23 protein-coding genes are annotated in these 26,083 nt (G+C 68.5%); 13 read left to right on the top strand and 10 right to left on the bottom strand.

Annotated features, from left to right (window positions below; translation table 11 throughout):
• Window positions 1-72 precede the first annotated feature (72 nt).
• The 4 genes from secE to rplA all read left to right on the top strand — a co-directional run bounded on the left by secE (window position 73) and on the right by rplA (window position 2,633).
• Window positions 73-522: a preprotein translocase subunit SecE gene (secE, locus tag AC5Y5B_RS01590; protein WP_112632334.1), complete on the top strand. Its 450-nt coding sequence runs from the start codon at window positions 73-75 to the stop codon at window positions 520-522.
• A 43-nt stretch (window positions 523-565) separates the two neighbouring features.
• Window positions 566-1,372 carry a transcription termination/antitermination protein NusG gene (nusG, locus tag AC5Y5B_RS01585; protein ID WP_112632335.1) on the top strand — a complete coding sequence of 269 codons (807 nt, stop codon included), beginning with the start codon at window positions 566-568 and terminating at the stop codon, window positions 1,370-1,372.
• 47 nt (window positions 1,373-1,419) lie between these two features.
• A complete protein-coding gene (gene rplK, locus AC5Y5B_RS01580; protein WP_112632336.1) occupies window positions 1,420-1,848 on the top strand; it encodes a 50S ribosomal protein L11 in 429 nt (142 codons plus the stop codon).
• A gap of 77 nt (window positions 1,849-1,925) precedes the next feature.
• Window positions 1,926-2,633, top strand: a complete 708-nt coding sequence (rplA, locus tag AC5Y5B_RS01575; protein WP_112632337.1) for a 50S ribosomal protein L1 — start codon at window positions 1,926-1,928, stop codon at window positions 2,631-2,633.
• On the opposite strand, the gene AC5Y5B_RS01570 is transcribed toward rplA, so the two are convergent.
• From AC5Y5B_RS01570 to AC5Y5B_RS01530, 9 genes are all read right to left on the bottom strand, one after another.
• A complete protein-coding gene (locus AC5Y5B_RS01570; protein ID WP_112632338.1) occupies window positions 2,630-3,856 on the bottom strand; it encodes an RNA polymerase sigma factor in 1,227 nt (408 codons plus the stop codon). The two genes, rplA and AC5Y5B_RS01570, sit on opposite strands and share 4 nt — an antisense overlap.
• A 3-nt stretch (window positions 3,857-3,859) precedes the next feature.
• Window positions 3,860-4,558 carry a YciI family protein gene (locus AC5Y5B_RS01565; RefSeq protein ID WP_112632339.1) on the bottom strand — a complete coding sequence of 233 codons (699 nt, stop codon included), beginning with the start codon at window positions 4,556-4,558 and terminating at the stop codon, window positions 3,860-3,862.
• Between the two features lie 93 nt (window positions 4,559-4,651).
• Complete coding sequence (mmaA4, locus tag AC5Y5B_RS01560) at window positions 4,652-5,548, bottom strand: hydroxymycolate synthase MmaA4 (RefSeq protein ID WP_112632340.1); 897 nt, start codon at window positions 5,546-5,548, stop codon at window positions 4,652-4,654.
• Window positions 5,549-5,697: 149 nt separating this feature from the next.
• Window positions 5,698-6,564: a cyclopropane mycolic acid synthase family methyltransferase gene (locus tag AC5Y5B_RS01555; RefSeq protein ID WP_112632341.1), complete on the bottom strand. Its 867-nt coding sequence runs from the start codon at window positions 6,562-6,564 to the stop codon at window positions 5,698-5,700.
• Window positions 6,565-6,697: 133 nt separating this feature from the next.
• On the bottom strand, window positions 6,698-7,558 hold the full coding sequence (locus AC5Y5B_RS01550; protein ID WP_112632342.1) for a cyclopropane mycolic acid synthase family methyltransferase: 861 nt from the start codon (window positions 7,556-7,558) through the stop codon (window positions 6,698-6,700).
• Between the two features lie 87 nt (window positions 7,559-7,645).
• Window positions 7,646-8,494 (bottom strand): alpha/beta fold hydrolase, encoded by an 849-nt coding sequence (locus AC5Y5B_RS01545; RefSeq protein WP_430918366.1) that lies wholly within the window; start codon window positions 8,492-8,494, stop codon window positions 7,646-7,648.
• A gap of 67 nt (window positions 8,495-8,561) precedes the next feature.
• Window positions 8,562-9,908, bottom strand: a complete 1,347-nt coding sequence (locus tag AC5Y5B_RS01540; RefSeq protein WP_112632344.1) for an ABC1 kinase family protein — start codon at window positions 9,906-9,908, stop codon at window positions 8,562-8,564.
• Window positions 9,909-9,949: 41 nt separating this feature from the next.
• Window positions 9,950-10,564 carry a DinB family protein gene (locus tag AC5Y5B_RS01535; protein ID WP_112632345.1) on the bottom strand — a complete coding sequence of 205 codons (615 nt, stop codon included), beginning with the start codon at window positions 10,562-10,564 and terminating at the stop codon, window positions 9,950-9,952.
• A 2-nt stretch (window positions 10,565-10,566) separates the two neighbouring features.
• A complete protein-coding gene (locus tag AC5Y5B_RS01530; protein ID WP_112632346.1) occupies window positions 10,567-11,097 on the bottom strand; it encodes a DinB family protein in 531 nt (176 codons plus the stop codon).
• Window positions 11,098-11,181: 84 nt separating this feature from the next.
• On the opposite strand from AC5Y5B_RS01530, the gene AC5Y5B_RS01525 reads away from it, so the two are divergent.
• The 6 genes from AC5Y5B_RS01525 to rplL all read left to right on the top strand — a co-directional run bounded on the left by AC5Y5B_RS01525 (window position 11,182) and on the right by rplL (window position 18,671).
• The gene (locus AC5Y5B_RS01525; RefSeq protein WP_500002945.1) at window positions 11,182-15,345 is read left to right on the top strand and encodes a glycoside hydrolase family 38 N-terminal domain-containing protein; all 4,164 of its coding nucleotides are present in this window, start codon (window positions 11,182-11,184) and stop codon (window positions 15,343-15,345) included.
• Window positions 15,342-15,959: a DUF7158 domain-containing protein gene (locus AC5Y5B_RS01520; RefSeq protein ID WP_500002940.1), complete on the top strand. Its 618-nt coding sequence runs from the start codon at window positions 15,342-15,344 to the stop codon at window positions 15,957-15,959. The genes AC5Y5B_RS01525 and AC5Y5B_RS01520 overlap by 4 nt, the downstream gene beginning before the upstream one ends.
• A gap of 5 nt (window positions 15,960-15,964) precedes the next feature.
• Window positions 15,965-16,885 (top strand): ROK family protein, encoded by a 921-nt coding sequence (locus AC5Y5B_RS01515; RefSeq protein ID WP_112634700.1) that lies wholly within the window; start codon window positions 15,965-15,967, stop codon window positions 16,883-16,885.
• 32 nt (window positions 16,886-16,917) lie between these two features.
• A complete protein-coding gene (locus AC5Y5B_RS01510; RefSeq protein ID WP_112634699.1) occupies window positions 16,918-17,358 on the top strand; it encodes an anthrone oxygenase family protein in 441 nt (146 codons plus the stop codon).
• Between the two features lie 249 nt (window positions 17,359-17,607).
• Window positions 17,608-18,231 (top strand): 50S ribosomal protein L10, encoded by a 624-nt coding sequence (gene rplJ / locus AC5Y5B_RS01505; RefSeq protein WP_112634698.1) that lies wholly within the window; start codon window positions 17,608-17,610, stop codon window positions 18,229-18,231.
• A 44-nt stretch (window positions 18,232-18,275) separates the two neighbouring features.
• Window positions 18,276-18,671: a 50S ribosomal protein L7/L12 gene (gene rplL, locus AC5Y5B_RS01500; protein ID WP_066869254.1), complete on the top strand. Its 396-nt coding sequence runs from the start codon at window positions 18,276-18,278 to the stop codon at window positions 18,669-18,671.
• 50 nt (window positions 18,672-18,721) lie between these two features.
• Here the strand turns inward: rplL and AC5Y5B_RS01495 are convergent, their stop codons facing one another.
• Window positions 18,722-19,411: a TetR/AcrR family transcriptional regulator gene (locus tag AC5Y5B_RS01495; protein ID WP_500002933.1), complete on the bottom strand. Its 690-nt coding sequence runs from the start codon at window positions 19,409-19,411 to the stop codon at window positions 18,722-18,724.
• 71 nt (window positions 19,412-19,482) lie between these two features.
• Here AC5Y5B_RS01495 and AC5Y5B_RS01490 point away from each other — a divergent pair, with 71 nt between their 5' ends.
• The 3 genes from AC5Y5B_RS01490 (at window position 19,483) to rpoB (ending at window position 26,077) form a co-directional block, all read left to right on the top strand.
• On the top strand, window positions 19,483-20,985 hold the full coding sequence (locus tag AC5Y5B_RS01490; protein WP_500002931.1) for a carotenoid oxygenase family protein: 1,503 nt from the start codon (window positions 19,483-19,485) through the stop codon (window positions 20,983-20,985).
• Window positions 20,986-21,167: 182 nt separating this feature from the next.
• Window positions 21,168-22,178: an ABC transporter ATP-binding protein gene (locus AC5Y5B_RS01485; protein ID WP_007767822.1), complete on the top strand. Its 1,011-nt coding sequence runs from the start codon at window positions 21,168-21,170 to the stop codon at window positions 22,176-22,178.
• Between the two features lie 392 nt (window positions 22,179-22,570).
• Complete coding sequence (rpoB, locus tag AC5Y5B_RS01480; protein WP_112634695.1) at window positions 22,571-26,077, top strand: DNA-directed RNA polymerase subunit beta; 3,507 nt, start codon at window positions 22,571-22,573, stop codon at window positions 26,075-26,077.
• Window positions 26,078-26,083: the final 6 nt, after the last annotated feature.

The following is a 26,083-nucleotide window of genomic DNA, read 5'->3' as shown; positions in this document are numbered from 1 at the left end:
GTGGACACTGGAAGAAAGCCCCCACCACCGGCGGGATGGTTCGCGAAGCACTAGCAAACAAAGGAGCATGCGGTGAGCGACGAAGGCGACGTTGCCAACGACGCCGCAAGCGACGGCACTGACAAAGAGGACGGCCGCGCAAGCGGCGGTCGGACGGCGGTGGTGACGCGGCCGCAGCGCCCCACCGGCAAGCGGTCCCGGCAGCGGGCGGCCGAGGCGGGCGACGACGCCGAAGCGTCGGACGACGTCGAGACCGCGACGCTGGAGAAGACCAAAAAGGGCGCCAAGACCAAAAAGGGCGCCAAGCCCAAGAAGGCCGGCGACCACCGGGTCAATCCCTTCGTGTTCGTCTACAACTACCTCAAGCAGGTCGTTGCAGAGATGCGGAAGGTCATCTGGCCCAACCGCAAGCAGATGCTCACTTACACCTCCGTTGTGCTGGCTTTCCTGGCCTTCATGGTGGCACTGGTCGGCCTGGCGGATTTCGGCCTGACCAAGCTGGTGCTGTTGGTGTTCGGCTGAGCGAGCGACGCCGCTTTTGAACGTGACAGAGAGGACTCAAACCGTGACTACCTTCGACGGTGACCCGTCCGCGGGTGAAGCGGTCGACCTGAAAGAGACCGCCGACGCCACCGAGGCGCAGGCCACGGACACCTCCGCGGCCACCGAGGTCACCGAGGCGACCACGGACGAGGCTGTCGACGAGACGGTCGAGACCGCCGAGGCGCCCGAGGAGTCGGCCGAAGAGGCCGACCCGGCCGCCGCGCTCAAGGCGGAGCTGCGCAGCAAGCCCGGCGACTGGTATGTCATCCACTCCTACGCGGGCTACGAGAACAAGGTCAAAGCCAACCTCGAAACCCGTGTGCAGAACCTCGACGTCGGTGACTACATCTTCCAGGTGGAGGTGCCCACCGAAGAGGTCACCGAGATCAAGAACGGCCAGCGCAAGCAGGTCAACCGCAAAGTGTTGCCCGGCTACATCCTGGTCCGCATGGATCTGACCGACGATTCGTGGGCCGCGGTGCGCAACACCCCCGGCGTCACCGGGTTCGTCGGGGCGACCTCGCGTCCCTCGGCGCTGACGCTCGACGACGTGGTGAAGTTCCTGCTGCCGCGCGGCGCGACGAAGAAGGCCGCCAAGGGTGCGGCCACCACGGCGGCCGCCGCCGAGGTCGGCGGGCTGGAACGCCCGACCATCGAGGTCGACTACGAGGTCGGCGAATCGGTGACGGTCATGGACGGTCCGTTTGCGACGCTGCCGGCCACGATCAGCGAGGTCAACGGCGAACAGCAGAAGCTCAAGGTGCTGGTGTCGATCTTCGGCCGCGAAACCCCCGTCGAATTGACCTTCAGCCAAGTCTCCAAGCTCTAAACCGGCGCATACGCCGGGCATAAACCAGGAAGGAACAGCACAATCTCATGGCCCCGAAGAAGAAAGTCGTCGGGCTGATCAAGCTTCAGATCCAGGCGGGGCAGGCCAACCCGGCGCCGCCGGTCGGGCCCGCGCTCGGTCAGCACGGCGTCAACATCATGGAGTTCTGCAAGGCGTACAACGCCGCCACGGAGAACCAGCGCGGCCAGGTCATCCCGGTGGAGATCACGGTCTATGAGGACCGCAGCTTCACCTTCGCGCTCAAGACGCCGCCCGCCGCCAAGCTGCTGCTCAAGGCCGCCGGCGTGGGCAAGGGATCGGCCGAGCCGCACAAGACCAAAGTCGCCAAGGTCAGCTGGGATCAGGTCAAGGAGATCGCCGAGACCAAAAAGACCGACCTGAACGCCAACGACATCGACGCGGCCGCCAAGATCATCGCCGGGACCGCCCGGTCGATGGGTATCACCGTCGAGTAGTACCCGCACCACCACCGTGGGAGGGCCAGCTTCGGCCCGCTTTCCAACCACGACCCAACATCAGATTGGATGAGTCAATGAGCAAGAACAGCAAGGCATATCGCGCCGCCGCCGAGAAGGTGGACCGCGACAACCTCTACACCCCGCTGGAGGCGGCCAAGCTCGCCAAGGAGACGTCGTCGAACAAGCAGGACTCGACCGTCGAGGTGGCGATCCGGCTCGGCGTCGACCCCCGCAAGGCCGACCAGATGGTCCGCGGCACGGTCAACCTGCCGCACGGCACCGGCAAGACCGCCCGCGTCGCGGTGTTCGCGGTCGGCGACAAGGCCGAGCAGGCGCAGGCCGCCGGCGCCGACATCGTCGGTAGCGACGACCTGATCGAGAAGATCCAGGGCGGCTTCCTGGACTTCGACGCCGCGATCGCGACCCCGGACCAGATGGCCAAGGTGGGTCGCATCGCCCGGGTGCTCGGTCCGCGCGGCCTGATGCCGAACCCCAAGACCGGCACCGTGACGCCCGATGTCGCCAAGGCGGTTTCCGACATCAAGGGCGGAAAGATCAACTTCCGGGTGGACAAGCAGGCCAACCTGCACTTCGTCATCGGCAAGGCCTCGTTCGACGAGAAGGCCCTGGCCGAGAACTACGGCGCCGCGCTGGACGAGGTGCTGCGGCTCAAGCCGTCCGCGTCCAAGGGTCGCTATCTGAAGAAGATCGTGGTCTCGACGACGACCGGACCGGGCATCCCGGTGGACCCGGCCGTCACCCGCAACTTCGCGGAGTCCTAACCGCCGCATTCGGCGATGCGCCGCCGCAGAAACTCGCGGCCCGGCTCGGATCCGCTGGACCCCAACGCGGTTCGATACCAGGTGAGTGCGTCGTCGGGTCTGCCCGCGCGCCGCAGCAGGTCGGCGCGCACGGTCGCGACGAGATTGGAGCGGTCCAGCCGCGGATCGTGTGCCACCGCGTCCAGGGCGGCCAGGCCGGCGTCGGGGCCGTCGCGGAATCCGACGGCCAGCGCCCGGTTGGCGGCCACCACCGGCGAGCCGGTCAGTGCGAGCAACCGGTCGTAGGCGGCGCAGATGGTGACCCAGTCGGTCTGCTCCCAGGACGGGGCCGTGGCGTGCAGGGCGGCGATCACGGCCTGGGGCAGATAGGCGCCCGTCGAGCCCTGGGCGTCACGCAACCGGTCGAGACCGCGCGCGATGCGCCCCCGATCCCACCGGCGCCGATCCTGGTCCTCGAGCGGCACCGGTATTCCGGCGTCGTCCACCCGGGTCGCGCGCCGCGAATCGTGCAGCAGCATCAGGGCGGACAGGGCGTGTGCCTCCGGCTCCTCGGGCAGCAGCGCGCACAACTCCCCGGCCAGCCGGATCCCTTCGTCGCACAGGTCGTCCCGGACGGCCGAGGGGCCCGCGGTCGACCAGTAGCCCTCGGTGAATACCGAATAGACGCAACCGAATACGTGCGGTGTGCGCTCCGGCAGCAACTCGGGGGGCGGCACCCGCAGCGGGATGTTGGCGTGTCGAATCTTGTTCTTGGCGCGCGTGATTCGCTGACCGATCGCGGCCTCGGTCTGCAGCAGCGCGCGGGCGATCTCGCCGACGGTCAGACCGGACACCAGCCGCAGCGTGAGGGCCAATTGCGACTGCCGGTCGAGTGCCGGGTGGGCGCAGGTGAACATCATCCGCAGCTCGTCGTCGCGAACCGGATGCGGTTCGGTCTGATCGGTGCGGGCCCTAATGGCCTCGATTTCGCTGACCACCGCCTTCAGTTCCTTTCCGGGGCGCACGGATTCGCGGCGCAACCTATCCCGGGCGCGGTTACGCCCGACGGTCACCAGCCAGCCACCGGGGTTGGCGGGCACCCCGTCGCGCGGCCAGGTGCGCAGCGCTTCGGCGCAGGCCTCCTGGACGGCGTCCTCGGCGACGGTGAGGTCACCCGACCACCGCGCGAGCGCGGCCACGGCCGGTCCCCATTCCCGGCGGAAGACGCCGTCCAGGTCGGCCATCGGCTACAGGCCGGACACGCCCGCCAGCTGGCGCAGTTGCACGGTGGAGGCGGGGATCATTGAGGCGACCTTGACGGCCTCGTCGCGATCGGCGGCGCCGATCAGATAGATGCCGGTGGCGATCTCGGCGCCCTCGACGTATGGCCCGTCGGTGATGAGAACCTCGCCGTCGCGCACCCGGACCGTAGTCGCCGTGGACCGGTCGTGCAAAGCCGCCCCGCCGATCACGTGATCACCGGCGGCGGCGTGCAGGTCCGCGTGCTTTGCCGCCACCGCCTCCCACTCCGGCGTGCCCGGCGTGTGTGCCGATTCGGCCGGCTCCAACAGCAGCGCGAGCCAGTCGTTTCCGGTCAGCGTGCGCGACGGCTCGATCGAGTGGACCACCGGCCACAACTCGACGGCCCCGAACTGCGCGACCGGGACGTCGCGGGCCAGCGCGAGCGCCTCGTCCAGGTTCTCCGCTTCGAACACGTAGTAGCCGCACGCCACCTCGGCGGTCTCCGCGAAGGGGCCGTCGGTGACCACCGGCGCATCCGGACCGCCGGTGATCACCGCCGCGGCCGCGGCGGGCGCCAGCGCGTCCCCGGCTTTGATCGCGGAGCCCGCTTTGGCGTGGAAGCTCTCCCATTCCGCCATGGCCGCCGCCGCGTCATCGGGCGTGCGCTCTTGTTCCCTGCTGATCAACAAGGCGAAGTACTGCATGTCTCGTCACCTCCAGATAGCGAGCGAAACCCTGTGTTCCACTCTCTACCTACTCGACGAACGACGCAGCCCGGATCCGACAGGCCGCGGAAATTACGAGACGGCGCCAGGCTTGAGGTAGGTGACCAGGCTGACGTCGAGCATCTCGTCGGTGAAGTAGTGCTCGCAGCCGCGCAGGTACTTGATGTAGCGGTTGTAGACCTCTTCGGAGGTGACCTCGATGGCCTTGTCCCGGTTCGACTCCAGCGTGTCGCCCCAGATGTGCAGCGTCTTGATGTAGTGCGGTCGCAGTGAAAGCGGTTCGGGCACAACGAATCCCGCCTTCTCCCCGTGGTCGACCATCATCTGGGTCGACGGCAGCCGCCCGCCCGGGAAGATCTCGGTGATGATGAACTTGATGAACCGCGCCGTCTCGAAGCTCAGCTTCTTACCGCGAGCGCGCAGGTCGTCCGGGTGGTAGCTGACGCTGCTCTGAACGGTCATCCGCCCGTCGTCGGGCATGATGTCGAAGGTCCGCTTGAAGAAGTCGTCGTAATTCTCGTGCCCGAAGTGCTCGAAGGCCTCGATCGACACGATGCGGTCGACCGGCTCGGCGAAGTCCTCCCAGTTCTGCAGCCGGACCTCCCGCGAGCGGTCGCTGTCGACGGAACCGAGCAACGCCTCGGCGCGGGCGTGCTGGTTCTTGGACAGCGTCAGGCCGATGACGTTGACGTCGAACCGCTCGACGGCGCGCTTCATGGTGGTGCCCCACCCGCAGCCGATGTCCAGCAGGGTCATGCCCGGCTTGAGATCCAGCTTGTCCAGGTTCAGGTCGATCTTGGCGTACTGGGCCTCTTCCAGGCTCATATCGTCGCGCTCGAAGTAGGCGCAGCTGTAGATCCGGGACGGGTCCTGGAACAGGCCGAAGAAGTCGTCGGAGACGTCGTAATGCGCCTGGATGTCCTCCGAACGCGTCCGCGTCTTCGTCGGGCTAGTCGGTTGCTCAGCCATTTTCGTCCTGTTCTCCTCCGAAGAGATTCACTTCGTACAACCCGCGCACGCATCGGAGGGTCGAGTTTGACCAGCAACGATACCCAACGCCGAGGCGTGATCCGGAAAGGGTGCAAGTGCGCGTCGCGGACCCGACCGCGGATACGGGTCTACTTTTCCAGGGTGAACTGGTTGACGTCCACCCAGCCTGAGCGGAACGCGTTGGCGCAGCCGGTCAGATACTTCATGTACCGCTCGTAGACCTCGACGCACTGGATCTCGATCGCCTGATCCTTGCGCTCCCGCAGCGCGGCCGACCACAGGGTGAGGGTCCTCGCGTAGTGCGGCTGCAGCGACTGGCGGCGGGTCAGCGTGAAGCCGGCCTTCGCCGAGTGCTCCTCGACCATCTGGATCGTCGGCGCGCCACCGCCGGGGAAGATCTCGGTGAGGATGAACTTGAGGAAGCGCACCATCTCCATCGAGGTCCGCAGGCCCTGCTCGGCGAGCTGGTCGCGGGTCAGCGCGGTGATCGAGTGCAACAGCATGACGCCGTCGGCGGGCAGGATACTGTACGCCCTGGCGAAAAACTCGTCATAGCGGTCGCGGCCGAAGTGCTCGAAGGCGCCGATCGACACGATCCGGTCCACCGGTTCGTTGAATTCCTCCCAGCCGTGCAACAGCACCCGCCTACTGCGCTCGGTCTCCATCGCCTCGAACAACTTCTGCACGTGGCTGGCCTGGTTCTTCGACAGCGTCAGCCCGATGACGTTCACGTCGTAGCGCTCGATTGCCCGGCGCATGGTGGCACCCCATCCGCAGCCCACGTCGAGCAGCGTCATGCCGGGGCGCAGCCCCAGCTTGCCCAGCGAAAGATCGATCTTCGCGAGCTGGGCCTCTTCCAGGGTCATGTCGTCGCGCTCGAAATACGCGCAGCTGTAGGTCTGGCTGGGATCGAGAAACAGGCGAAAGAAATCGTCTGACAAGTCGTAGTGTGCCTGCACCTCTTCGAAATGCGGCGTCAATTTTTTGGCGGCCATGAGGCAACGCCTTCCTGGACCTCGCTGGCCCCCTCGACAGTCCGGCGCCCGTGCACGCACGTATACCCGAAGGGACGAGGCGGCTAATCGTTTGGTTCAGGCGACGCCGCAAGCCGCAGGCCGGGCCCGGCCGCTACTTGGTGAGGGTGTACTGGGCGACGTTGGAGATGCCCTTGCGGAAAAGCTCCGCGCAGCCGGTCAGGTAGCGCATGAAGCGGTCGTAGACCTCTTCGGACTGGACGGCGATGGCGCGTTCGCGATTGGCCGCGAGATTGGCCGCCCACATGTCCAGCGTGCGCGCGTAATGCGGCTGCAGGTATTGAGTTTGTTCGAGCGAGAAACCTGCCTGCCGGGAAAGGTCGACGATATCGGGTTCACCGCACATCTGCCCGCCGGGGAAAATCTCCTTGCCGAGAAAATGCAGAAAACGCAGGTCGGACATCGTGATTTTGATGCCGACCTCCTTCCAGTGCGACTGCGGATGCGTGAAAATGCTGTGCATCAGCATCCGGCTGCCCTCGGGAAGCGTCTTATACGCCCAATCCCAGAACGCGGGCCAACGTTCCTTTTTGAACGCGTCGAAGGCCTCGAAGCTGACGATCCGGTCCACTTGCTCGTCGAACTCTTCCCAACCCTGCAGCCGGGCCTCGGCCCGCCGCGTGGTCGGGATCGCCGCCAGCCGCGCCTTGGTGCGCGCGTAGTGATTCCGGCTCAGCGTGATGCCAATGACATTGACGTCGTATTTCTCCAGCGCGCGGACCACCGCACCGCCCCAGCCACACCCGACGTCGAGCACCGTCATGCCCGGCTCGAGTTTCATCTTGTCCAGGGCCAGATCGATCTTCGCGAGCTGCGCCTCTTCCAGCGTCATGTCGTCGTTCTTGAAGTAGGCGCAGGTGTACACCATGTTCGGGTCCAGGAACAGCGCGAAAAAGTCGTCTGAAATGTCGTAGGTTGCTTGCGACTCTTCGTAATACGGCTTCAGCTTGGCCAATTGAGACACCCACCCTTCTGTGCCAACCGTACAGCCCGGCGACATGGACTGAAAATCGCGGGGATGCGTTTCTACCAATGTTTTTGGCTAGCCGGCCCTGGCGAAGTTTTCCGTCAACACGCCGATCACCTGATCCCACAACTGCTGTGGAAGATCATGGCCCATGCCGTCGAATGTCACCAATCGGGCACCATCGATCGCGCGCGCCACGGCGCGCCCACCGAACGGCCGCATCAGCTTGTCCGCGGTGCCGTGGATCACCACGGTGGGGGCGGTGGTCTGGCGGTTGTAGCGACGCAGGCTGCCGCTGCCCAGCACCGCACCGAAATGCCTCGCCACGCCCTGCGGGTAGTAGTTGCGGTCGTAGCCCTCGGCGGCCTCGGCGCGGGCCTGCTCTTCGGGCACGCGGTAGCGCGGGCTGCCGATGATGTTGCCCACTCGCACCGCGTTGTCGATGATCACCTCGCGCGGCGAGTCGGGCGGCGGGCCCTTCAGCAGCGCCAGCAACGCGCGCGGGGCCGGCGGCGGCAGCAGCGCCGAATTGTTGCTGGAGAAAATGATCGCCAGCGTCTTGGTCCGCTCACGGAATCGCGCGGCGAAGATCTGCGCGATCATGCCGCCCATCGACGCGCCCACGATGTGGGCGCGGTCGATGCCCAGATGGTCCAGCACCGCGGCGGCGTCGTCGGCCATGTCCTCGAGCTTGTAGGCCGACTGGCTGGGCAGGCCCAGCCAGGACCGCAACAGCTTGGTCACCAGCGGCTGGCCGGAGCTGCGGTGTTGCGTCTTGCTGGACAAACCGACGTCGCGGTTGTCGTACCGGATGACGCGCAGGCCGTGGCCGACCAGCTTCTCGCAGAACGCGATCCGCCACAGCAGTAGCTGGGCGCCCAGGCCCATGATGAGCAGGACGGGCGGGTCGTCGATATCGCCCATGTCCTCGAAATACAGCTTCAGATCGCCAGAAATGGCGTGTCCCGTGCGGACCTGCACCGCAGTGCTCCTAAACCTCGATGTCGGAGGAGTGCTCGCGGCTGACTTCGACCATGAAGTTCGCGAAATAGCCCGTCAGCTGCGGATCCGACATCATCTGCCACTTGGGCGCCAGCAGCTTCATGTACCGCTCGACGTAGAGGAATTGCTTGCCGATCAGCACCAGCTCGCGGGGCAGCTTGACGTCGTAGGCGTCGGCCAGCGCCGACAGCTGCCGTCCGATGTCCGCGTAGGACATGTCGCCCAGCGTCTGCATGGTCAGCGGGGTGGCGAAGCGCTCCAGGTCCTTGGCGGCCTCGGCCTCGGGCTTCATGGTGCCGACGGCACCCATCAGCACCACGATCTTGCCCGCCGCGGCATGGTCCTTCTTGACCAGCAGCGCGTACACCAGCTCGCGCAGCAGCCAGCGGGTGCGCGGATCGATGCGGCCCATGATCCCGAAGTCGAAGAACACGATGCGGCCCTGCTCGTCGACGTAGAGGTTGCCGGCGTGCAGGTCGCCGTGGAACAGTCCGTGCCGCAGCCCGCCCTCGAACAGGCTGAACAGCAGCGCCTTGACCAGCTCGGTGCCGTCGAACCCGGCCTTGCGGATGGCGGCGACGTCGTCGATGCGGATGCCGTGCACCCGCTCCATCGTCAGCACCCGGTCGCTGGTGAAGTCCCAGAACACCTGCGGCACCCGGATGTTCTTGCCGAGCGGCGAGGCGTGCAGGTGCGCCACCCACGCCTCCATCGACTGCGCCTCCAGCCGGAAGTTCAGCTCCTCGGCCAGGTTGTCGGAGAAGTCGGCGACCACGTCTTGCGCCGAGAGCCGTCGGCCCAGCTTGGCCAGCTCGACGGCCTGGGCGAAACGCTTGAGGATCTGCAGGTCGGCCGCGACCCGGCGCCGGATGCCCGGGCGCTGGATCTTGACGACGACCTCCTCGCCGGTGTGCAGGGTGGCGTAGTGCACCTGCGCGATGGACGCCGACGCGAACGGTGTCTCGTCCCATTTGGCGAACAACTCGGACGGGTCACCGCCCAGCTCCTCGACGAAGAGCTTGTGCACTTCCTCGGATTCGGCGGGCGGCACCCGGTCGAGCAGGCCGCGGAATTCGCGGGACAGCGACTCGCCGAACGCGCCGGGGCTGGACGCGATGATCTGTCCGAATTTGACGTACGTCGGCCCCAGGTCGGCGAAGGTCTGCGGGAGCTGCTTGATCACCTTCTGCTGCCACGGTCCGCGGCCCGGCAGCTTGGTGACGATGCGAGCGGCGGTGCGGGTGACCTGCCAACCTGTCACGGCAACCCGGGCGGCTTCGACCGGCAACGGCACCCGGTCGAGCTTGGCCCCCTCTCGGTGTTTGGTAGAGCTCATCTGTGCAGTGTGCCAAATAGGCACGGATGAGTCCCAATCCTCTAACCCGGGCGCCCACCGCTGTCGCCGCGGTTCCAGGGCTGCACCCAGCCCTCGATCGCCCAGCCCTCCCGCGCGGCGATCAACTCGTACATGGTGGCGCCGTCGATCGTCTCCCGGATGATGTCGGCGTGCCCGGCGTGCCTAGCCAGCTCGTTGATCACATGCAGGATCACCCAGCGCACGGACCAGGCCTGCTGGTCCTTCGGAAACCAGGGAATGTCGCGGGGGACGGGCACCGCGGCGTCCAGGTCGGCGGACTCGACCAGCCGCAGCGATGTCGCGTTCTGGGCCTTGAACGCCTCCAGCAGCACGGCCAGCGTCTCGTCGGGCCGCATCACATGCTGGTCGGAGAACTCCGCGGCGATCTGCTCGAACGGTCGGGGATCCTTCGGCGGCGCGCTTGGCGCGGCGGCCACCCGCGCCATCCAGCTGCGCTGCATGCCGGTCGCGTGCTTGACCAGACCGCCGATCGACAGCGCGCTGACCGAGGGTGTGGACCGGGCCTGGTCGTCGGTGAGGCCGTGGCTGACAGCGAAATACGCGCTCTGGTGATAGGCCAGAAATTCGCGCAGGGCGCTGCGTTCGTCGGCTACCGGCGGGGCGAGGGCGGGCATTATCAATCCTCCTGAATGGCATGGCTGTGCAGGTAAAGGTCTCGGAGGCAGGCGATTTCGGCGCCATGGTGGATCGCTTCTCGATTGATGTGCAAGACCAAGTCGCTTAGCGGGTAGTCGGCGTACGGGCCTTCGGCCGCGCCGCAGCGGCGGGCCAGGTCGGCGGCGGACAGCGACCGCACACCGGTAATCCATGCGGTGTACGTCTCGTCCAATTGCCTCAGCGCAGTGGCGGCGCCGGTGGCGTAGTTCCAACTCTGATAGTCGGCGGGCGGTCCACCGAAATGGTGATGGGCACGCATCGCGAATACGCCGACGATGACGTGTGCCATGCGCCACGCGATCGTGGTGAACGGTGCCGGGATGGGCGGCGGGAACACGAAGTCCACCGACCCGCCGGGATGTACCGTCCAGCAGTTGGCCACCGGCTGCCAGAAGTACTCGTCGTCGGTTAGGCCGTCCAGCCGGGGGCGCAGATGTCCGCGCCAGTGCCAGTCGAGCTGCTCGGCCAGTTGGGTGGTCAGGTTCGACATGAGACTGAGCCTTCCAACGAGGGGCGGCAAGCGTACCAACCGTAACGGCTTTTTCGCGGCGGCGGGCCGCCGTAAGGTGCGGATATGCAGGTGATTTCGGCCGGGTCGACCGAGCTTTTCGTCGGGCCACCGGATGCGCCGCTGCAGCTGGTCCGCGTCACCGTCGCCGGGTGTCGCGAGCCCACGCCGATCCGCATCGACGGGCGCGGCCTGCGCGGCCAGGCCGTCGCCGAACCCGGATGCGAGTCCGTCGAGGTCGCGGTGACGGTCGACGACGCCGTCGTCGGGCAGCGCCGGCCCGCGCTGGCGCACGCCGGGGGCCTGCGGCTGCCGTTCGAGTTCACCGTGGCCGAGCCCGGCTGGACCATGTTCATGGTCAGCCACTTCCACTACGACCCGGTGTGGTGGAACACCCAGGGCGCCTACACCAGCGAATGGACCGAGGACCCGCCGGGCCGCGCCCGGCAGACCAACGGCTTCGAGCTGGTGCACGCCCACCTGGAGATGGCGCGCCGCGATCCCGAATACAAGTTCGTGCTGGCCGAGGTCGACTACCTCAAGCCGTACTGGGACACCCGCCCCGAAGACCGTGCCGACCTGCGCCGATTCATCGACCAGGGCCGCGTCGAGGTGATGGGCGGCACCTACAACGAGCCCAACACCAACCTCACGAGCCCCGAAACCACGATTCGAAACCTGGTGCACGGCATGGGGTTTCAGCGCCACGTTGTGGGGGCGAACCCGGCCACCGCCTGGCAGCTGGACGCGTTCGGCCACGATCCGCAATTCCCCGGCATGGCCGCCGACGCGGGGCTGACGTCGAGCTCGTGGGCCAGGGGACCGCACCACCAGTGGGGCCCCGCGCTGGGCGGCGGTGACGTCGAGCGCATGCAGTTCGCCAGCGAGTTCGAGTGGATCTCGCCGTCGGGCCGCGGACTGCTCACCCACTACATGCCGGCGCACTATTCGGCGGGCTGGTGGATGGACTCCGCGGCGTCGCTGGGCGAGGCCGAGGCCGCCACGTGCGAGCTCTTCGAGCAGCTCAAGAAGGTCGCGTTGACCCGCAACGTGCTGCTGCCGGTCGGCACCGACTACACCCCGCCCAACAAGTGGGTCACCGAGATCCACCGCGACTGGGCCGCCCGCTACACGTGGCCGCGGTTCGTGTGCGCGCTGCCGAGTGAGTTCTTCGCGGCGGTGCGGGCCGAGCTGGCGCAGCGCGGCCGCGTGCCGTCGCCGCAGACCCGGGACATGAACCCGATCTACACCGGCAAGGACGTGTCCTACATCGACACCAAGCAGGCCAACCGGGCCGCCGAGAACGCCGTCTTGCAAGCCGAGCGCTTCGCCGTGTTCGCCGGGCTGCTGACCGGCGCCCCCTATCCGCAGACCGCGCTCGCCAAGGCGTGGGTGCAGCTGGTCTACGGCGCGCACCACGACGCCATCACCGGGTCGGAATCCGACCAGGTCTACCTCGACCTGCTGACCGGGTGGCGCGACGCCTGGGAGCTGGGCCGCGCGGCCCGCGACGACGCGCTGGCCCTGCTGTCCGGCGCCGTCGGCGCGGGCGACGTGATCGTGTGGAATCCGCTGACCTGCCCGCGCACCGACGTCGTCACCGCGCGCCTCGACCGGCCGCTCGGCGCCCGGGTCCGGGTGCTCGACGCCGACGGCGCCGAGCTGGCGGCGCACGTCGAACACGGCGGACGGTCGGTCAGCTGGCTGGCCCGCGACATGCCGTCGCTGGGCTGGCGGGCCTACCGGTTGGTGCCCGGTGCGGGGCGCGAACCGGCCGGCTGGGAACCGGTGCCGGGAACGGCGATCGCCAACGAGCACTACCGGCTCGAGGTCGACCCGGCGCGCGGCGGGGGCGTCGCCTCATTGCTCCAGGACGGCCGCGAGCTCATCGCCGGCGGTCGGGTGGGCAACGAGCTCGCGGTCTACGAGGAATACCCGGCGCATCCGAGCCAGGGTGAGGGCCCGTGGCATCTGCTGCCCAAGGGCCCGGTGGTGTGCTCGTCGGAAGCCCCCGCCCGGGTACAGGCCTTCCACGGGCCGCTCGGTCAGCGGGTGGAGGTACGGGGTCGGATCGGCGCGCTGCTGCGCTACACCCAAACGCTGACGTTGTGGCGCGGGGTCGCGCGGGTGGAGTGCCGCACCACCATCGACGAGTTCAGCGGAGCCGACCAGCTGGTGCGGCTGCGCTGGCCGTGCCCGATACCGGGCGCCATGCCGGTCAGCGAGGTGGGCGACGCCGTCGTCGGCCGCGGTTTCGCCCTGCTGCACGACGGGTCGCGCGCCGTGGATTCCGCGAAGCACCTGTGGGCACTGGACAACCCGGCCTACGGGTGGTTCGGCCTGTCCTCGGCGGCCCGGGTCCGCGTCTCGGGCGCCGGCGTGCGGGCGGTGTCGGTCGCCGAGGTGGTGTCGCCGACGGAGACGCTGTCCGGGCCGCTGGCCCGGGAGCTGATGGTCGCGCTCGTCCGCGCCGGCGTCACGGCCACCTGCAGCGGCGCCGACAAGCCGCGCTACGGCAACCTCGCGGTCGATTCCAACCTGCCCGACGTGCGCATCGCGCTGGGCGGGCCCGGCCGCAACGCCTTCGCCGCGGCCGTGCTGGCCGACGCACCGGAGTACTCCGCGGAGCTGGACCGTCAGCTGGCGACGACCGGCCGGGCCCGGGTGTGGGTGCCCGCCGCGGCTCCGCTGGACGCGGTGTGGGTGCCCGACGCCGACCTGCGCCCGGCGCGGGCGTTGCCGGTGCTGATCGTCGACGGCCGCGACGACGAGCAGCTGCGGGCCGCGATCGCCGCCGTCGTCGACGACCTCGACGACGCCGAGATCGCCGTCACTCAGCGGGCACCCGCAGCGACGGGCACTTTCGAGGATCGCACCGTCGCCCTGCTCAACCGCGGCGTGCCCAGCTTCGCCGTCGACACCGAGGGCACCCTGCACACCGCGTTGATGCGGTCCTGCACCGGCTGGCCGTCGGGCATCTGGATCGACGACCCGCGCCGCACCGCGCCCGACGGCTCCAACTTCCAGCTGCAGCACTGGACGCACCACTTCGACTACGCCTTGGTCGGCGCGGCGGGCGACTGGCGGCGCGCCCAGATCACCACCCGCAGCGCCCAGTTCTCCCAGCCGCTGCTCGCCGTCACCCCGGGCCGGCGTCGGGGCGCGCTGCCGCCGGCCGGGTCGCTGCTGCGCGTGCAGCCCGCCGAATCGGTGCAGCTGGGCGCCCTGAAGGCCGCCGGCAATCCGCTGACCGCGGGCAGCGCGGCGCCGCTGGACCCGAACGCGGTCGCCCTGCGCCTGGTGCAGACGACCGGCGCGGCCACCGACGTCGCGATCGACTCGGACGTCGCGACGCTGAGCGGCCTGCACCGCGCCGACCTGCTGGAGTCCGCCCTCGAACCCGTGTCGTCGGTCGAGCTGCACGGCTATGAGGTGGCGACCGTCCTGGCCCGGTTCGACGCGCCGAGGGCGGCGACCGGCGCCGCCGCGCAGGCCCCGCACGCCGAGGCCGCGCAGCCGCTGTATGCGCGGTACTGGCTGCACAATCGCGGCCCCGCGCCGCTCGGCGGGCTGCCGGCGGTCGCGCACCTGCTACCGGTGCGGGTGGGCGCGGAACCCGGCGGCGAGGTGACGCTGCGGCTCACCGCGGCCAGCGACAGCACCGACGCCACCCTGCCCGGCGCGGTCACCCTCAGGTGTCCCGACGGCTGGACGGTCACGCCCGCCGAGCTGCCCTTCACCCTGGGGGCCGGTGACCACCTGCACACCGACGTGGTGGTGCGGGTGGCGGCCCGCGCCGGACCCGGGCTCTACCCGGTGCGCGCCGAACTGCGCGTCGCAGGCGAAGGCGTCCCGGCCTCCTGGCTCCAGGCGGTCGAGGACGTGTGCGTGGTGACGGTGGGTGAGCCCGGCGAGCTGATCTACCTGGCCGGCGGGCCCGGCGAGGTCACGCTCGCGGCCGGGGAGGCGGGCGCCCTGACCGTCACGGTCGGCAGCCGCGCCGGGGCCGACCTGGCGCTGGAGGCGCATCTGATCAGCCCGTGGGGCACCTGGGAGTGGATGGGTCCCGGCGCGCTGGGCGCGGTGCTGCCGGCCCGCGGCACCGTCGACCTAGGCTTCGACCTGACCCCACCGGCCTGGCTGGGGCCCGGCCAGTGGTGGGCGCTGGTGCGGGTCGGCTGCGCCGGGCGGCTGGTCTATTCGCCGGCGGTGAAGGTGACGGTGACATGAGCGCATCTGTGATCGCGACCGTTGCCGGCGTGCCCGTGTCGCCGGGCGTGCTCGACGCCGCCGAGGAGCGGCTGCGCGCCGCGCGGGGTGCGGCCGCCCTGCCGGTCAGCGGCACCGGCGAGGGCCGCCAATTGCGGCGCTGGCTGACCCAACTGATCGTCACCGAGCGGGTGGTAGCCGTGGAGGCGGCCGCGCGCGGCCTGACCGCCGGCGGCGCCCCGGCCGAGGCCGAGCTGCTGCCCGACGCGACCGCCCGGCTCGAGATCGGCAGCGTCGCCGCGGCGGTGCTGGCCGACCCGCGCGCCCGGGCGCTGTTCGCCGATGTCACCGCCGCGGTGCGGGTGGGCGACGCCGAGGTGGCCGCCTACCATGTCCGCAACCCGCTGCGCTTCGCCGAGCCGCTGTCGGGCGAACACGGCTGGCGCACACCGGCGCCGGCCGGCCCGCCGCTGGAGGAGGTGCGCTCGGCGATCGAAGAGCATCTGCGCGGTGCCGCGCGGCGACGCGCGTTCCGGCTCTGGCTGGATGCGCGCCGCGCCGCGCTGGTGGAGCTGGCACCCGGCTACGAGCATCCCGGGGACCCCCGACAGCCCGACAACACCCACCGGCACTGAGCGCCATGCCCACCCTCGCGTTGGACATCGGCGGCACCAAAATCGCTGCCGCGCTGGTGGATTCGGGTGGGAAGGTGGTGTACACCGCCATCCGTCCCACACCGGTCACCACCGTCCCAGACGACGTCTGGGCCGTCGTCGACGCGACGATCGCCGACGCGCTGGGGGCGGCCGACGCAGCCGTCACAGCGGTGGGGATCGCGTCGGCCGGGCCCATCGATCTGCGCAGCGGATCGGTCAGCCCCATCAACATCGGCAGCTGGGACCGGTTCCCCTTGCGCGACAGGGTCGCCGCGGCGGTGCCCGGGGTGCCGGTGGTGCTGGCCGGCGACGGCGTCTGTATGGCGTTGGGGGAGCACTGGATTGGAGCGGGCAAAACCGCGGGACCCGACGCCCGGTTCCTGCTGGGCATGGTGGTCTCCACCGGGGTCGGCGGCGGCCTGGTGCTCGACGGCGTCCCCTACTCGGGACGCACCGGCAACGCCGGTCACGTCGGTCACGTGGTGGTCGAGCTGGACGGCCGGCCCTGCACCTGCGGCGGCCACGGCTGCGTCGAAACCGTCGCGTCCGGACCGTGGATGGTGCGCTGGGCGCGCGAGAACGGCTGGTCGGCGCCGCCCGACGCCGGCGCCAGCGACCTGGCCGCCGCCGCCGCGGCGGCAGACCCGGTGGCCCAGCGGGCGTTTCACCGCGGGGCCAACGCGCTCGCCGCGATGATCGCCTCGGTCGGCGCGGTGTGCGATCTGGATCTCGTGGTGATCGGGGGAGGCGTGGCCAGATCCGGGCCGCTGCTCTTCGACCCGCTGCGGGCCAGGCTCGCCGACTACGCCGGCCTGGACTTCTTGTCCGGGCTGCGGGTGGTGCCGGGCGAACTCGGCGGTGCGGCCGGTCTGATCGGCGCCGCCCGGCTCGCGGGCCTGGGCTGACCCCGTGCGGGTTTCATGCCAAGGTCGTTGTCATGAACCACAGCATCGACGCGCTCGCGGTCGTGGTCACCGGGCTGCTGGTCGGCGTGGAACTGGCGGTCGCCGTCTTCTTCCATCCGCTGCTCGCCCGGCTGCCCGACGACGCCTTCCGCACGGCGCGCGGCGGCGCAGGCCGGGCGCTGGGCACGACGATGCCCTTCTGGTACGCGATCGTCCTGCTGCTGTTGGTGTCGCTGGCGATCCAGGAGCGCGGCGCCCCGCGCGACTGGCTCTGCGGCATCGCCGCCGGCCTGATGGCCGTGGTGGTGCTGCTGACGGTCACCCTGCTGGTGCCGATCAACAACCGCATCGCGAAATGGCCCAGCACGGGAGGGCTCTCGCGCGAGCTCGCCGCCCGCTGGGATCGACGGCACCGGGTGCGGGTCGTCCTGCTGCTGGCGGTGTTCGTCCTGCTGGCCCTCGCGGTCACCTGAGGCCGCCGTTTTGGCCGACCGGGCCAGGTCGCGCTATCCTGTTGGCCGATCCACCGAAGACCGTCGGTCACCGAGCAATCGGTTGAAGGTCCGGGAGCATCCCGGCGGCCCACGCAGGAGGACGAGGCAACCGCGCCGGCTCGCGCCGGCGCCCTTTCACGCCCCGGCCGCTTCTGCGCCGGGGCGTTCGTCGTTCTTCCGGGGGATCGAGACGACACGTCGCATTGACTTTCACTTCAGGAGGTAGGCATGGCCAGGGCTGACAAGGCCACCGCCGTTGCAGACATCGCCGAGCAGTTCAAGGAATCGACCGCGACCCTGATCACGGAATACCGCGGTCTGACCGTCGCCAACCTGGCCGAGCTGCGGCGCTCGCTCAACGGGGCGGCCACCTACTCGGTGGCCAAGAACACGCTGGTCAAGCGGGCGGCTTCGGAGGCCGGGGTCGAGGGGCTCGACGAGCTTTTCGCCGGCCCGACGGCCATCGCCTTCGTCACCGGGGAACCGGTCGACGCCGCCAAGGCCATCAAGACCTTCGCCAAGGAACACAAGGCGCTGGTCATCAAGGGCGGCTACATGGACGGCCGCGCGCTGACGGTCGCCGAAGTCGAGCGCATCGCCGACCTCGAGTCGCGCGAGGTGCTGCTGGCCAAGCTGGCCGGCGCGATGAAGGGCAACCTGGCCAAGGCGGCCGGGCTGTTCAACGCTCCGGCCTCGCAGGTCGCCCGCCTGGCGGCCGCCCTGCAAGAGAAGAAGGCCGCAGCAGGGCCGGCGGCTCCCGCCGCTGCCGCAGAGTCCGCCGCGGAATCCGCCCCCGAACCCGCTTCGGAAGCACCCGCTGAGGCGCCGGAAACCCCGGCCGACGCCGAATAACAACCACCCCGGAACCTGGGAAAAACAAGGAAGGACCCACACCCATGGCAAAGCTGTCTACTGACGACCTGCTCGACGCCTTCAAGGAGATGACCCTGCTGGAGCTCTCCGACTTCGTGAAGAAGTTCGAGGAGACCTTCGAGGTCACCGCGGCCGCCCCGGTCGCCGTTGCCGCCGCCGGTGGTGGCGCCGCCGGTGGCGCGCCCGCCGAGGCCGCCGAGGAGCAGTCGGAATTCGACGTCATCCTCGAGGCCGCCGGTGACAAGAAGATCGGCGTCATCAAGGTGGTCCGCGAGATCGTCTCCGGCCTGGGCCTCAAGGAGGCCAAGGACCTGGTCGACGGCGCGCCCAAGCCGCTGCTGGAGAAGGTGGCCAAGGAGGCCGCCGACGAGGCCAAGACCAAGCTCGAGGCCGCCGGCGCCACCGTCACCGTCAAGTAAGTCACTGCGCACGAAACCCCCGGGATCGCCATCCCGGGGGTTTCGTGCGCTCAGCGCGCCTGCATCGCCGCGTGCAGCGACCGTGTCACCCGCTCCGGTGAATCGCCAAGGGCCACAAGCAGGTTCGACGTCATCGAGCCCAGCACGGGGACCACCGCCGAGCTGTCATCGCCGTAATAGCCGGCCAGTTCCAGCATGACGAACCCGTGAATCAACGCCCAGAATTGGGCGGCGGTGGCCACCACGGACGCGTCGTCGACGCCGCCTTCCACGGCGCCCGCGGGCGTGATGCGCCCGCCCAGCATGCATCGGTGCACCCCGCGCACCACGTGCGCGAAGCTCGGGTAGTCGCGCTCGATCTCGGCGACCGTCAGCGTCAGCACGTTGTGCGCGGGCGCGTTGATGCCGTGCGCGCTGGTGCTGCCGAACATCAGCCGGTACATGTGCGGGCGCTCGATGGCGTAGCGGCGGTAGGCCGCCCCGATCACGAACAGGTCGGCGACCGGGTCGTCGGTGCGCGGCACGGTCAGCGCGGCGTCGAACTGCCGCAGCCCCTCCTCGGCCACCTCGGCGATGAGCCCGCGCATCCCGCCGAAGTGGGTGTAGACCGCCATCGTGGAGGTCCCCACGGCGCGGGCGACCTTGCGCGTCTGCAGGGCGTCGGGCCCGTCCTCGTCGAGCAGGGCGACCGCCGCGTGCAGCAGCTCCTCGCGGACGCTGCGCTGAACGTCTGAAGTCATCGTTGCCATCTTCTCATCGGCGGCGTACCGTGCCAATAACGCTGAAATAACAATGTTATAGGAGCTCAGCCATGGCGACAGCGGCAACCGTCAAGCCCGGCAATCCCTATCTCGAGGACTTTCTGGCGCCGGTCAGCGCGGAAGTCACCGCGCACGACCTGCGCGTCACCGGACGCATCCCCGACCACCTCGACGGGCGCTACCTCCGCAACGGGCCCAACCCGGTTGCCGAGGTGAACCCGGCCGTCTACCACTGGTTCAGCGGCGACGGCATGGTGCACGGGGTGGCGCTGCGCGACGGCGAGGCGCGCTGGTATCGCAATCGGTGGGTGCGCACCGCCCACGTCTGCGCCGCACTCGGCGAGCCGGCGCCCCGCGGGCTGAACCCGCGGGCCGGCATGCTTTCCGTCGGGCCCAACACCAACGTGCTCAGCCATGCCGGTCAAACGCTCGCGCTCGTGGAAGGGGGCGGGGCGAACTACCGCCTGACCGACGAGCTGGACACCGAGGGGCCCTGCGATTTCGACGGGACGTTGTTCGGGGGATACACCGCCCACCCGCACGCCGATCCGCGGACGGGCGAATTGCACGCGGTCTCCTACGCATTCACCCGCGGGTGGACCGTGCAGTACTCCGTCATCGACACCGCCGGCAGGGCCCGGCGCACGGTGGACATCGAGGTCGGCGGGTCGCCGATGATGCACGACTTCTCGCTGACCGACAACTACGTGGTGCTCTACGACCTGCCGGTGACCTTCGACCCCGTGCAGGTGATGCCGACGAACGTGCCGCGCTGGTTGAGTCTGCCGGCCCGGCTGGTGATGCAGTCGCTCATCGGGCGCGTGCGGGTGCCGGGCCCCATGACGACGGCGATCAACCGCAATCGCGAGCCGATCAACCGGATGCCCTACCGCTGGAACCCCGGCTACCAGGCGCGCATCGGGGTCATGCCCCGCGAGGGCACTAACAACGACATTCGCTGGTTCGACATCGAGCCGTGCTACGTCTACCACCCGCTCAACGCCTACTCCGAGATGCGCGACGGGGCAGAGGTTTTGGTGCTCGACGTGGTGCGCTATTCGCGGATGTTCGACCGTGACCTGCGCGGTCCCGGCGACAGCCGGCCGACGCTGGACCGCTGGACCGTCAACCTGGCCACCGGGGCGGTGACCAGCGAGCGCCGCGACGATCGCCCCCAGGAGTTCCCGCGGATCAACGAGACCCTGCTGGGCGGGCGGCACCGCTTCGGCTACACCATCGGCACCGAAGGCGGTTACCTGTCCGGCGGGGCATCCGCGATGTCCACCGCGGTGTACAAACACGACTACGCCACGGGCTCCAGCGCGGCGGCCGACCTCGATGCCGCCCTCGTGCTCGGCGAGATGTGCTTTGTGCCCAATCCCACCCCCCGCGCCGAGGATGACGGCATCCTGATCGGCTTCGGCTATCACCGCGAGCACGACGAGGGCCAGCTGCTCTTGCTGGACGCGCAGACGCTCGAGCGGGTCGCCACCGTGCACCTGCCGCAGCGGGTTCCGATGGGTTTCCACGGCAACTGGGCGCCCACGGGCTAACGTTTGGCTAACACGTGCGTCAAATAAGTTGTGCCGCCGGGACGTGAGAGTGATCTCAGGACGGTCAATTTATTCCCGCAGTGCTCCGTATCCCTGATGCCGTGTGCCAGCCGTGCGCTACAGTGACTCATGCCACACAAAAGGGCAGGTGGCGGGCACGACTGTCGACGGAAGGATTCCCCATGGGCGTCGCTATCGAGGTGAATGGACTGACGAAGTCCTTCGGCTCCTCGAGAATTTGGGAAGACGTGACGCTGGAAATCCCCGCCGGGGAGGTCAGCGTCCTACTTGGACCATCGGGTACCGGCAAATCGGTTTTCCTGAAGTCCCTGATCGGTTTGTTGCGGCCCGAGCGCGGCTCGGTCGTCATCGACGGCACCGACATCCTGCAATGTACGGCCAAGGAGCTCTACGAGATCCGCACGCTGTTCGGCGTGATGTTCCAGGACGGCGCCCTGTTCGGTTCGATGAACCTGTTCGACAACGCGGCGTTCCCGCTGCGCGAGCACACCAAGAAGAAGGAAGGCGAGATCCGTGACATCGTCATGGAGAAGCTGACCCTGGTCGGCCTCGGTGGCGACGAGAAGAAGTTCCCCGGCGAGATCTCCGGCGGTATGCGCAAGCGCGCCAGCCTGGCCCGCGCCCTGGTGATGGATCCGCAGATCATCCTCTGCGACGAGCCGGACTCCGGTCTGGACCCGGTGCGTACCGCCTACCTGAGCCAGCTGATCCTGGACATCAACGCCCAGATCGACGCCACGGTGCTGATCGTGACCCACAACATCAACATCGCCCGCACCGTGCCGGACAACATGGGCATGCTGTTCCGCCGCAAGCTGGTCATGTTCGGCCCCCGCGAGGTGCTGCTGACCAGCGACGAGCCCGTCGTGCGGCAGTTCCTCAACGGTCGCCGGATCGGACCGATCGGCATGTCCGAGGAAAAGGACGAGGCGACCATGGCCGAAGAGCAGGCCGCGCTGGACGCCGGGCAGCATGCCGGCGGTGTCGAGGAGATCGAGGGTGTGCCCCCGCAGATCGTCGCGTCGCCGGGCATGCCGGAGCGCAAGGCCGTCGCCCGGCGCCAGGCGCGGGTGCGCGAGATCCTGCACACCCTGCCGCAGAAGGCGCAAGCCGCGATCATCGACGACATGGAAGGCACCCACAAGTATCGGGCGCACGAGGTCGGCGACTAGGGGCCCCGGGCTCGCCGGTTTCGCGATAACTCCGCGTAACACGACGGCCCGCCCTCTTGACGGCGGGCCGTAAACGAGCCAGTCTGTTGGGCAGCATGTATCCAGTGGAAAGTCGAGATGCCAGCCAGCGCCGATGTCCCTGGACTGCTAACGCTGGGAAGTTGAGGAATGCGCCGTCCTGCGCTATTGTTGGACGTTGCGCTGGCTACCTCCTGCCCACCTCACCCGCCACCTGACACCGTGGTCTAAGCCTGAGCCCCCTTACGTGGCTTAGTTCTAGTTGCGCGTGAGATCCGGACAGTTCGTTCGCCGGCCGAACCGACACAATTCGCGGCGAGCTGGCCGGTGGTCCCGGCCTTCGTGAGCCGCACGAGGTGCTGGAAGGATGCATCTTGGCAGATTTCCGCCAGAGCAAGACGGATCGCCCACAAAGTTCCTCTAACGGAAGTTCCTCAAACGGCTCCGTGCCGGGAGCGCCCAACCGAGTTTCCTTCGCCAAGCTCCGCGAACCGCTCGAGGTTCCGGGTCTGCTTGACGTGCAGATCGACTCCTTCGAGTGGTTGATCGGCGCGCCGCGGTGGCGCGAGGCCGCCGCCGCCCGCGGGGACGTCACTCCGGTGGGTGGCCTGGAAGAGGTGCTCTACGAGCTCTCGCCGATCGAGGACTTCTCCGGCTCGATGTCGCTGTCGTTCTCCGACCCGCGTTTCGACGAGGTCAAGGCGCCGGTCGACGAGTGCAAAGACAAGGACATGACGTACGCGGCCCCGCTGTTCGTCACGGCCGAGTTCATCAACAACAACACCGGTGAGATCAAGAGCCAGACGGTGTTCATGGGTGACTTCCCGATGATGACCGAGAAGGGCACCTTCATCATCAACGGGACCGAGCGCGTCGTGGTCAGCCAGCTGGTCCGCTCGCCCGGCGTGTACTTCGACGAGACCATCGACAAGTCCACCGAGAAGCTGCTGCACAGCGTCAAGGTGATCCCCAGCCGCGGCGCGTGGCTGGAGTTCGACGTCGACAAGCGCGACACCGTCGGCGTGCGCATCGACCGCAAGCGCCGCCAGCCCGTCACCGTGCTGCTCAAGGCGCTGGGCTGGACCAACGAGCAGATCACCGAACGCTTCGGCTTCTCCGAGATCATGATGTCGACGCTGGAGAAGGACAACACCGCCGGCACCGACGAGGCGCTGCTGGACATCTACCGCAAGCTGCGTCCGGGCGAGCCGCCGACCAAGGAGTCCGCGCAGACCCTGCTGGAGAACCTGTTCTTCAAGGAGAAGCGCTACGACCTGGCCCGCGTGGGCCGCTACAAGGTCAACAAGAAGCTCGGCCTGAACGTCGGCGCGCCGATCACGAGCTCGACGCTGACCGAGGAAGACGTCGTCGCCACCATCGAGTACCTGGTGCGCCTGCACGAGGGCCAGGCCACGATGACGGTCCCCGGCGGCACCGAGGTGCCGGTGGAGACCGACGACATCGACCACTTCGGCAACCGCCGGTTGCGCACTGTGGGCGAGCTGATCCAGAACCAGATCCGGGTCGGCATGTCGCGGATGGAGCGCGTCGTGCGCGAGCGCATGACCACGCAGGACGTCGAGGCCATCACGCCGCAGACCCTGATCAACATCCGGCCGGTCGTCGCCGCGATCAAGGAGTTCTTCGGCACCAGCCAGCTGTCGCAGTTCATGGACCAGAACAACCCGCTGTCCGGGCTGACCCACAAGCGTCGCCTTTCGGCGCTGGGCCCGGGTGGTCTGTCCCGTGAGCGCGCCGGCCTGGAGGTTCGTGACGTCCACCCGTCGCACTACGGCCGCATGTGCCCGATCGAGACCCCGGAGGGTCCGAACATCGGTCTGATCGGCTCGCTGTCGGTGTACGCCCGGGTCAACCCGTTCGGCTTCATCGAGACGCCCTACCGCAAGGTCGTCGACGGTGTGGTCTCCGACGAGATCCACTACCTGACCGCCGACGAGGAGGACCGCCACGTCGTGGCGCAGGCCAACTCGCCGATCGACGCGAACGGCCGGTTCGAGGAGTCACGCGTCCTGGTCCGCCGCAAGGCGGGCGAGGTCGAGTACGTGCCGTCGTCCGAGGTGGATTACATGGACGTGTCGCCGCGCCAGATGGTGTCGGTGGCCACGGCCATGATCCCGTTCCTCGAGCACGACGACGCCAACCGCGCCCTGATGGGTGCCAACATGCAGCGCCAGGCGGTTCCGCTGGTGCGCAGCGAGGCACCGCTGGTGGGCACGGGCATGGAGCTGCGCGCCGCGATCGACGCCGGCGACGTGGTGGTGGCCGACAAGGCCGGGGTGATCGAGGAGGTCTCCGCCGACTACATCACCGTGATGGCCGACGACGGCACCCGGCACACCTACCGGATGCGCAAGTTCGAGCGGTCCAACCACGGCACCTGCGCCAACCAGTCGCCGATCGTTGACACCGGTGAGCGGGTGGAGGCCGGCCAGGTCATCGCCGACGGTCCCTGCACCGAGAACGGCGAGATGGCGCTGGGCAAGAACCTGCTCGTGGCGATCATGCCGTGGGAAGGCCACAACTACGAGGACGCGATCATCCTGTCCAACCGCCTGGTTGAGGAGGACGTGCTCACCTCGATCCACATCGAGGAGCACGAGATCGACGCCCGCGACACCAAGCTGGGCGCCGAGGAGATCACCCGGGACATCCCGAACGTCTCCGACGAGGTGCTGGCCGACCTGGACGAGCGCGGCATCGTGCGCATCGGTGCCGAGGTCCGTGACGGCGACATCCTGGTCGGCAAGGTCACCCCGAAGGGTGAGACCGAGCTGACCCCGGAGGAGCGCCTGCTGCGCGCGATCTTCGGCGAGAAGGCCCGCGAGGTCCGCGACACCTCACTGAAGGTGCCGCACGGCGAGTCCGGCAAGGTCATCGGCATCCGGGTGTTCTCCCGCGAGGACGACGACGAGCTGCCGGCCGGTGTCAACGAGCTGGTGCGCGTCTACGTGGCCCAGAAGCGCAAGATCTCCGACGGCGACAAGCTCGCCGGACGCCACGGGAACAAGGGCGTCATCGGCAAGATCCTGCCGCAGGAGGACATGCCGTTCCTGCCGGACGGCACGCCGGTGGACATCATCCTGAACACCCACGGTGTGCCGCGACGGATGAACATCGGCCAGATCCTGGAGACCCACCTCGGGTGGGTGGCCAAGTCCGGCTGGAACATCGACGGCTCACCCGACTGGGCGGCCAACCTGCCCGAGGACCTGCGGCACGCGCAGCCGGACCAGATCGTGTCGACGCCGGTGTTCGACGGCGCCAAGGAGGAGGAGCTGCAGGGCATGCTGTCCTGCACGCTGCCCAACCGTGACGGTGAGGTCATGGTCAACGGCGACGGCAAGGCGGTGCTGTTCGACGGCCGCAGCGGCGAGCCGTTCCCGTACCCGGTGACCGTCGGCTACATGTACATCATGAAGCTGCACCACCTGGTGGACGACAAGATCCACGCCCGTTCCACCGGTCCGTACTCGATGATCACGCAGCAGCCGCTGGGTGGTAAGGCGCAGTTCGGTGGCCAGCGCTTCGGTGAGATGGAGTGCTGGGCCATGCAGGCCTACGGCGCGGCGTACACGCTGCAGGAGCTGTTGACCATCAAGTCCGACGACACCGTCGGCCGGGTCAAGGTGTACGAGGCGATCGTCAAGGGCGAGAACATCCCGGAGCCGGGTATTCCCGAGTCCTTCAAGGTGTTGCTCAAGGAGCTGCAGTCGCTCTGCCTCAACGTCGAGGTGCTCTCCTCCGACGGTGCGGCGATCGAGTTGCGCGAAGGCGAGGACGAGGACCTCGAGCGGGCAGCGGCGAACCTGGGAATCAACCTGTCCCGCAACGAATCTGCGTCTGTTGAGGATCTGGCTTAGCGGCAA

This window comes from Mycobacterium sp. NGS33 (assembly GCF_059812885.1).
Note: the sequence above shows the minus strand (reverse complement) of the source record. Positions and strands in the feature narration are given on the sequence as shown.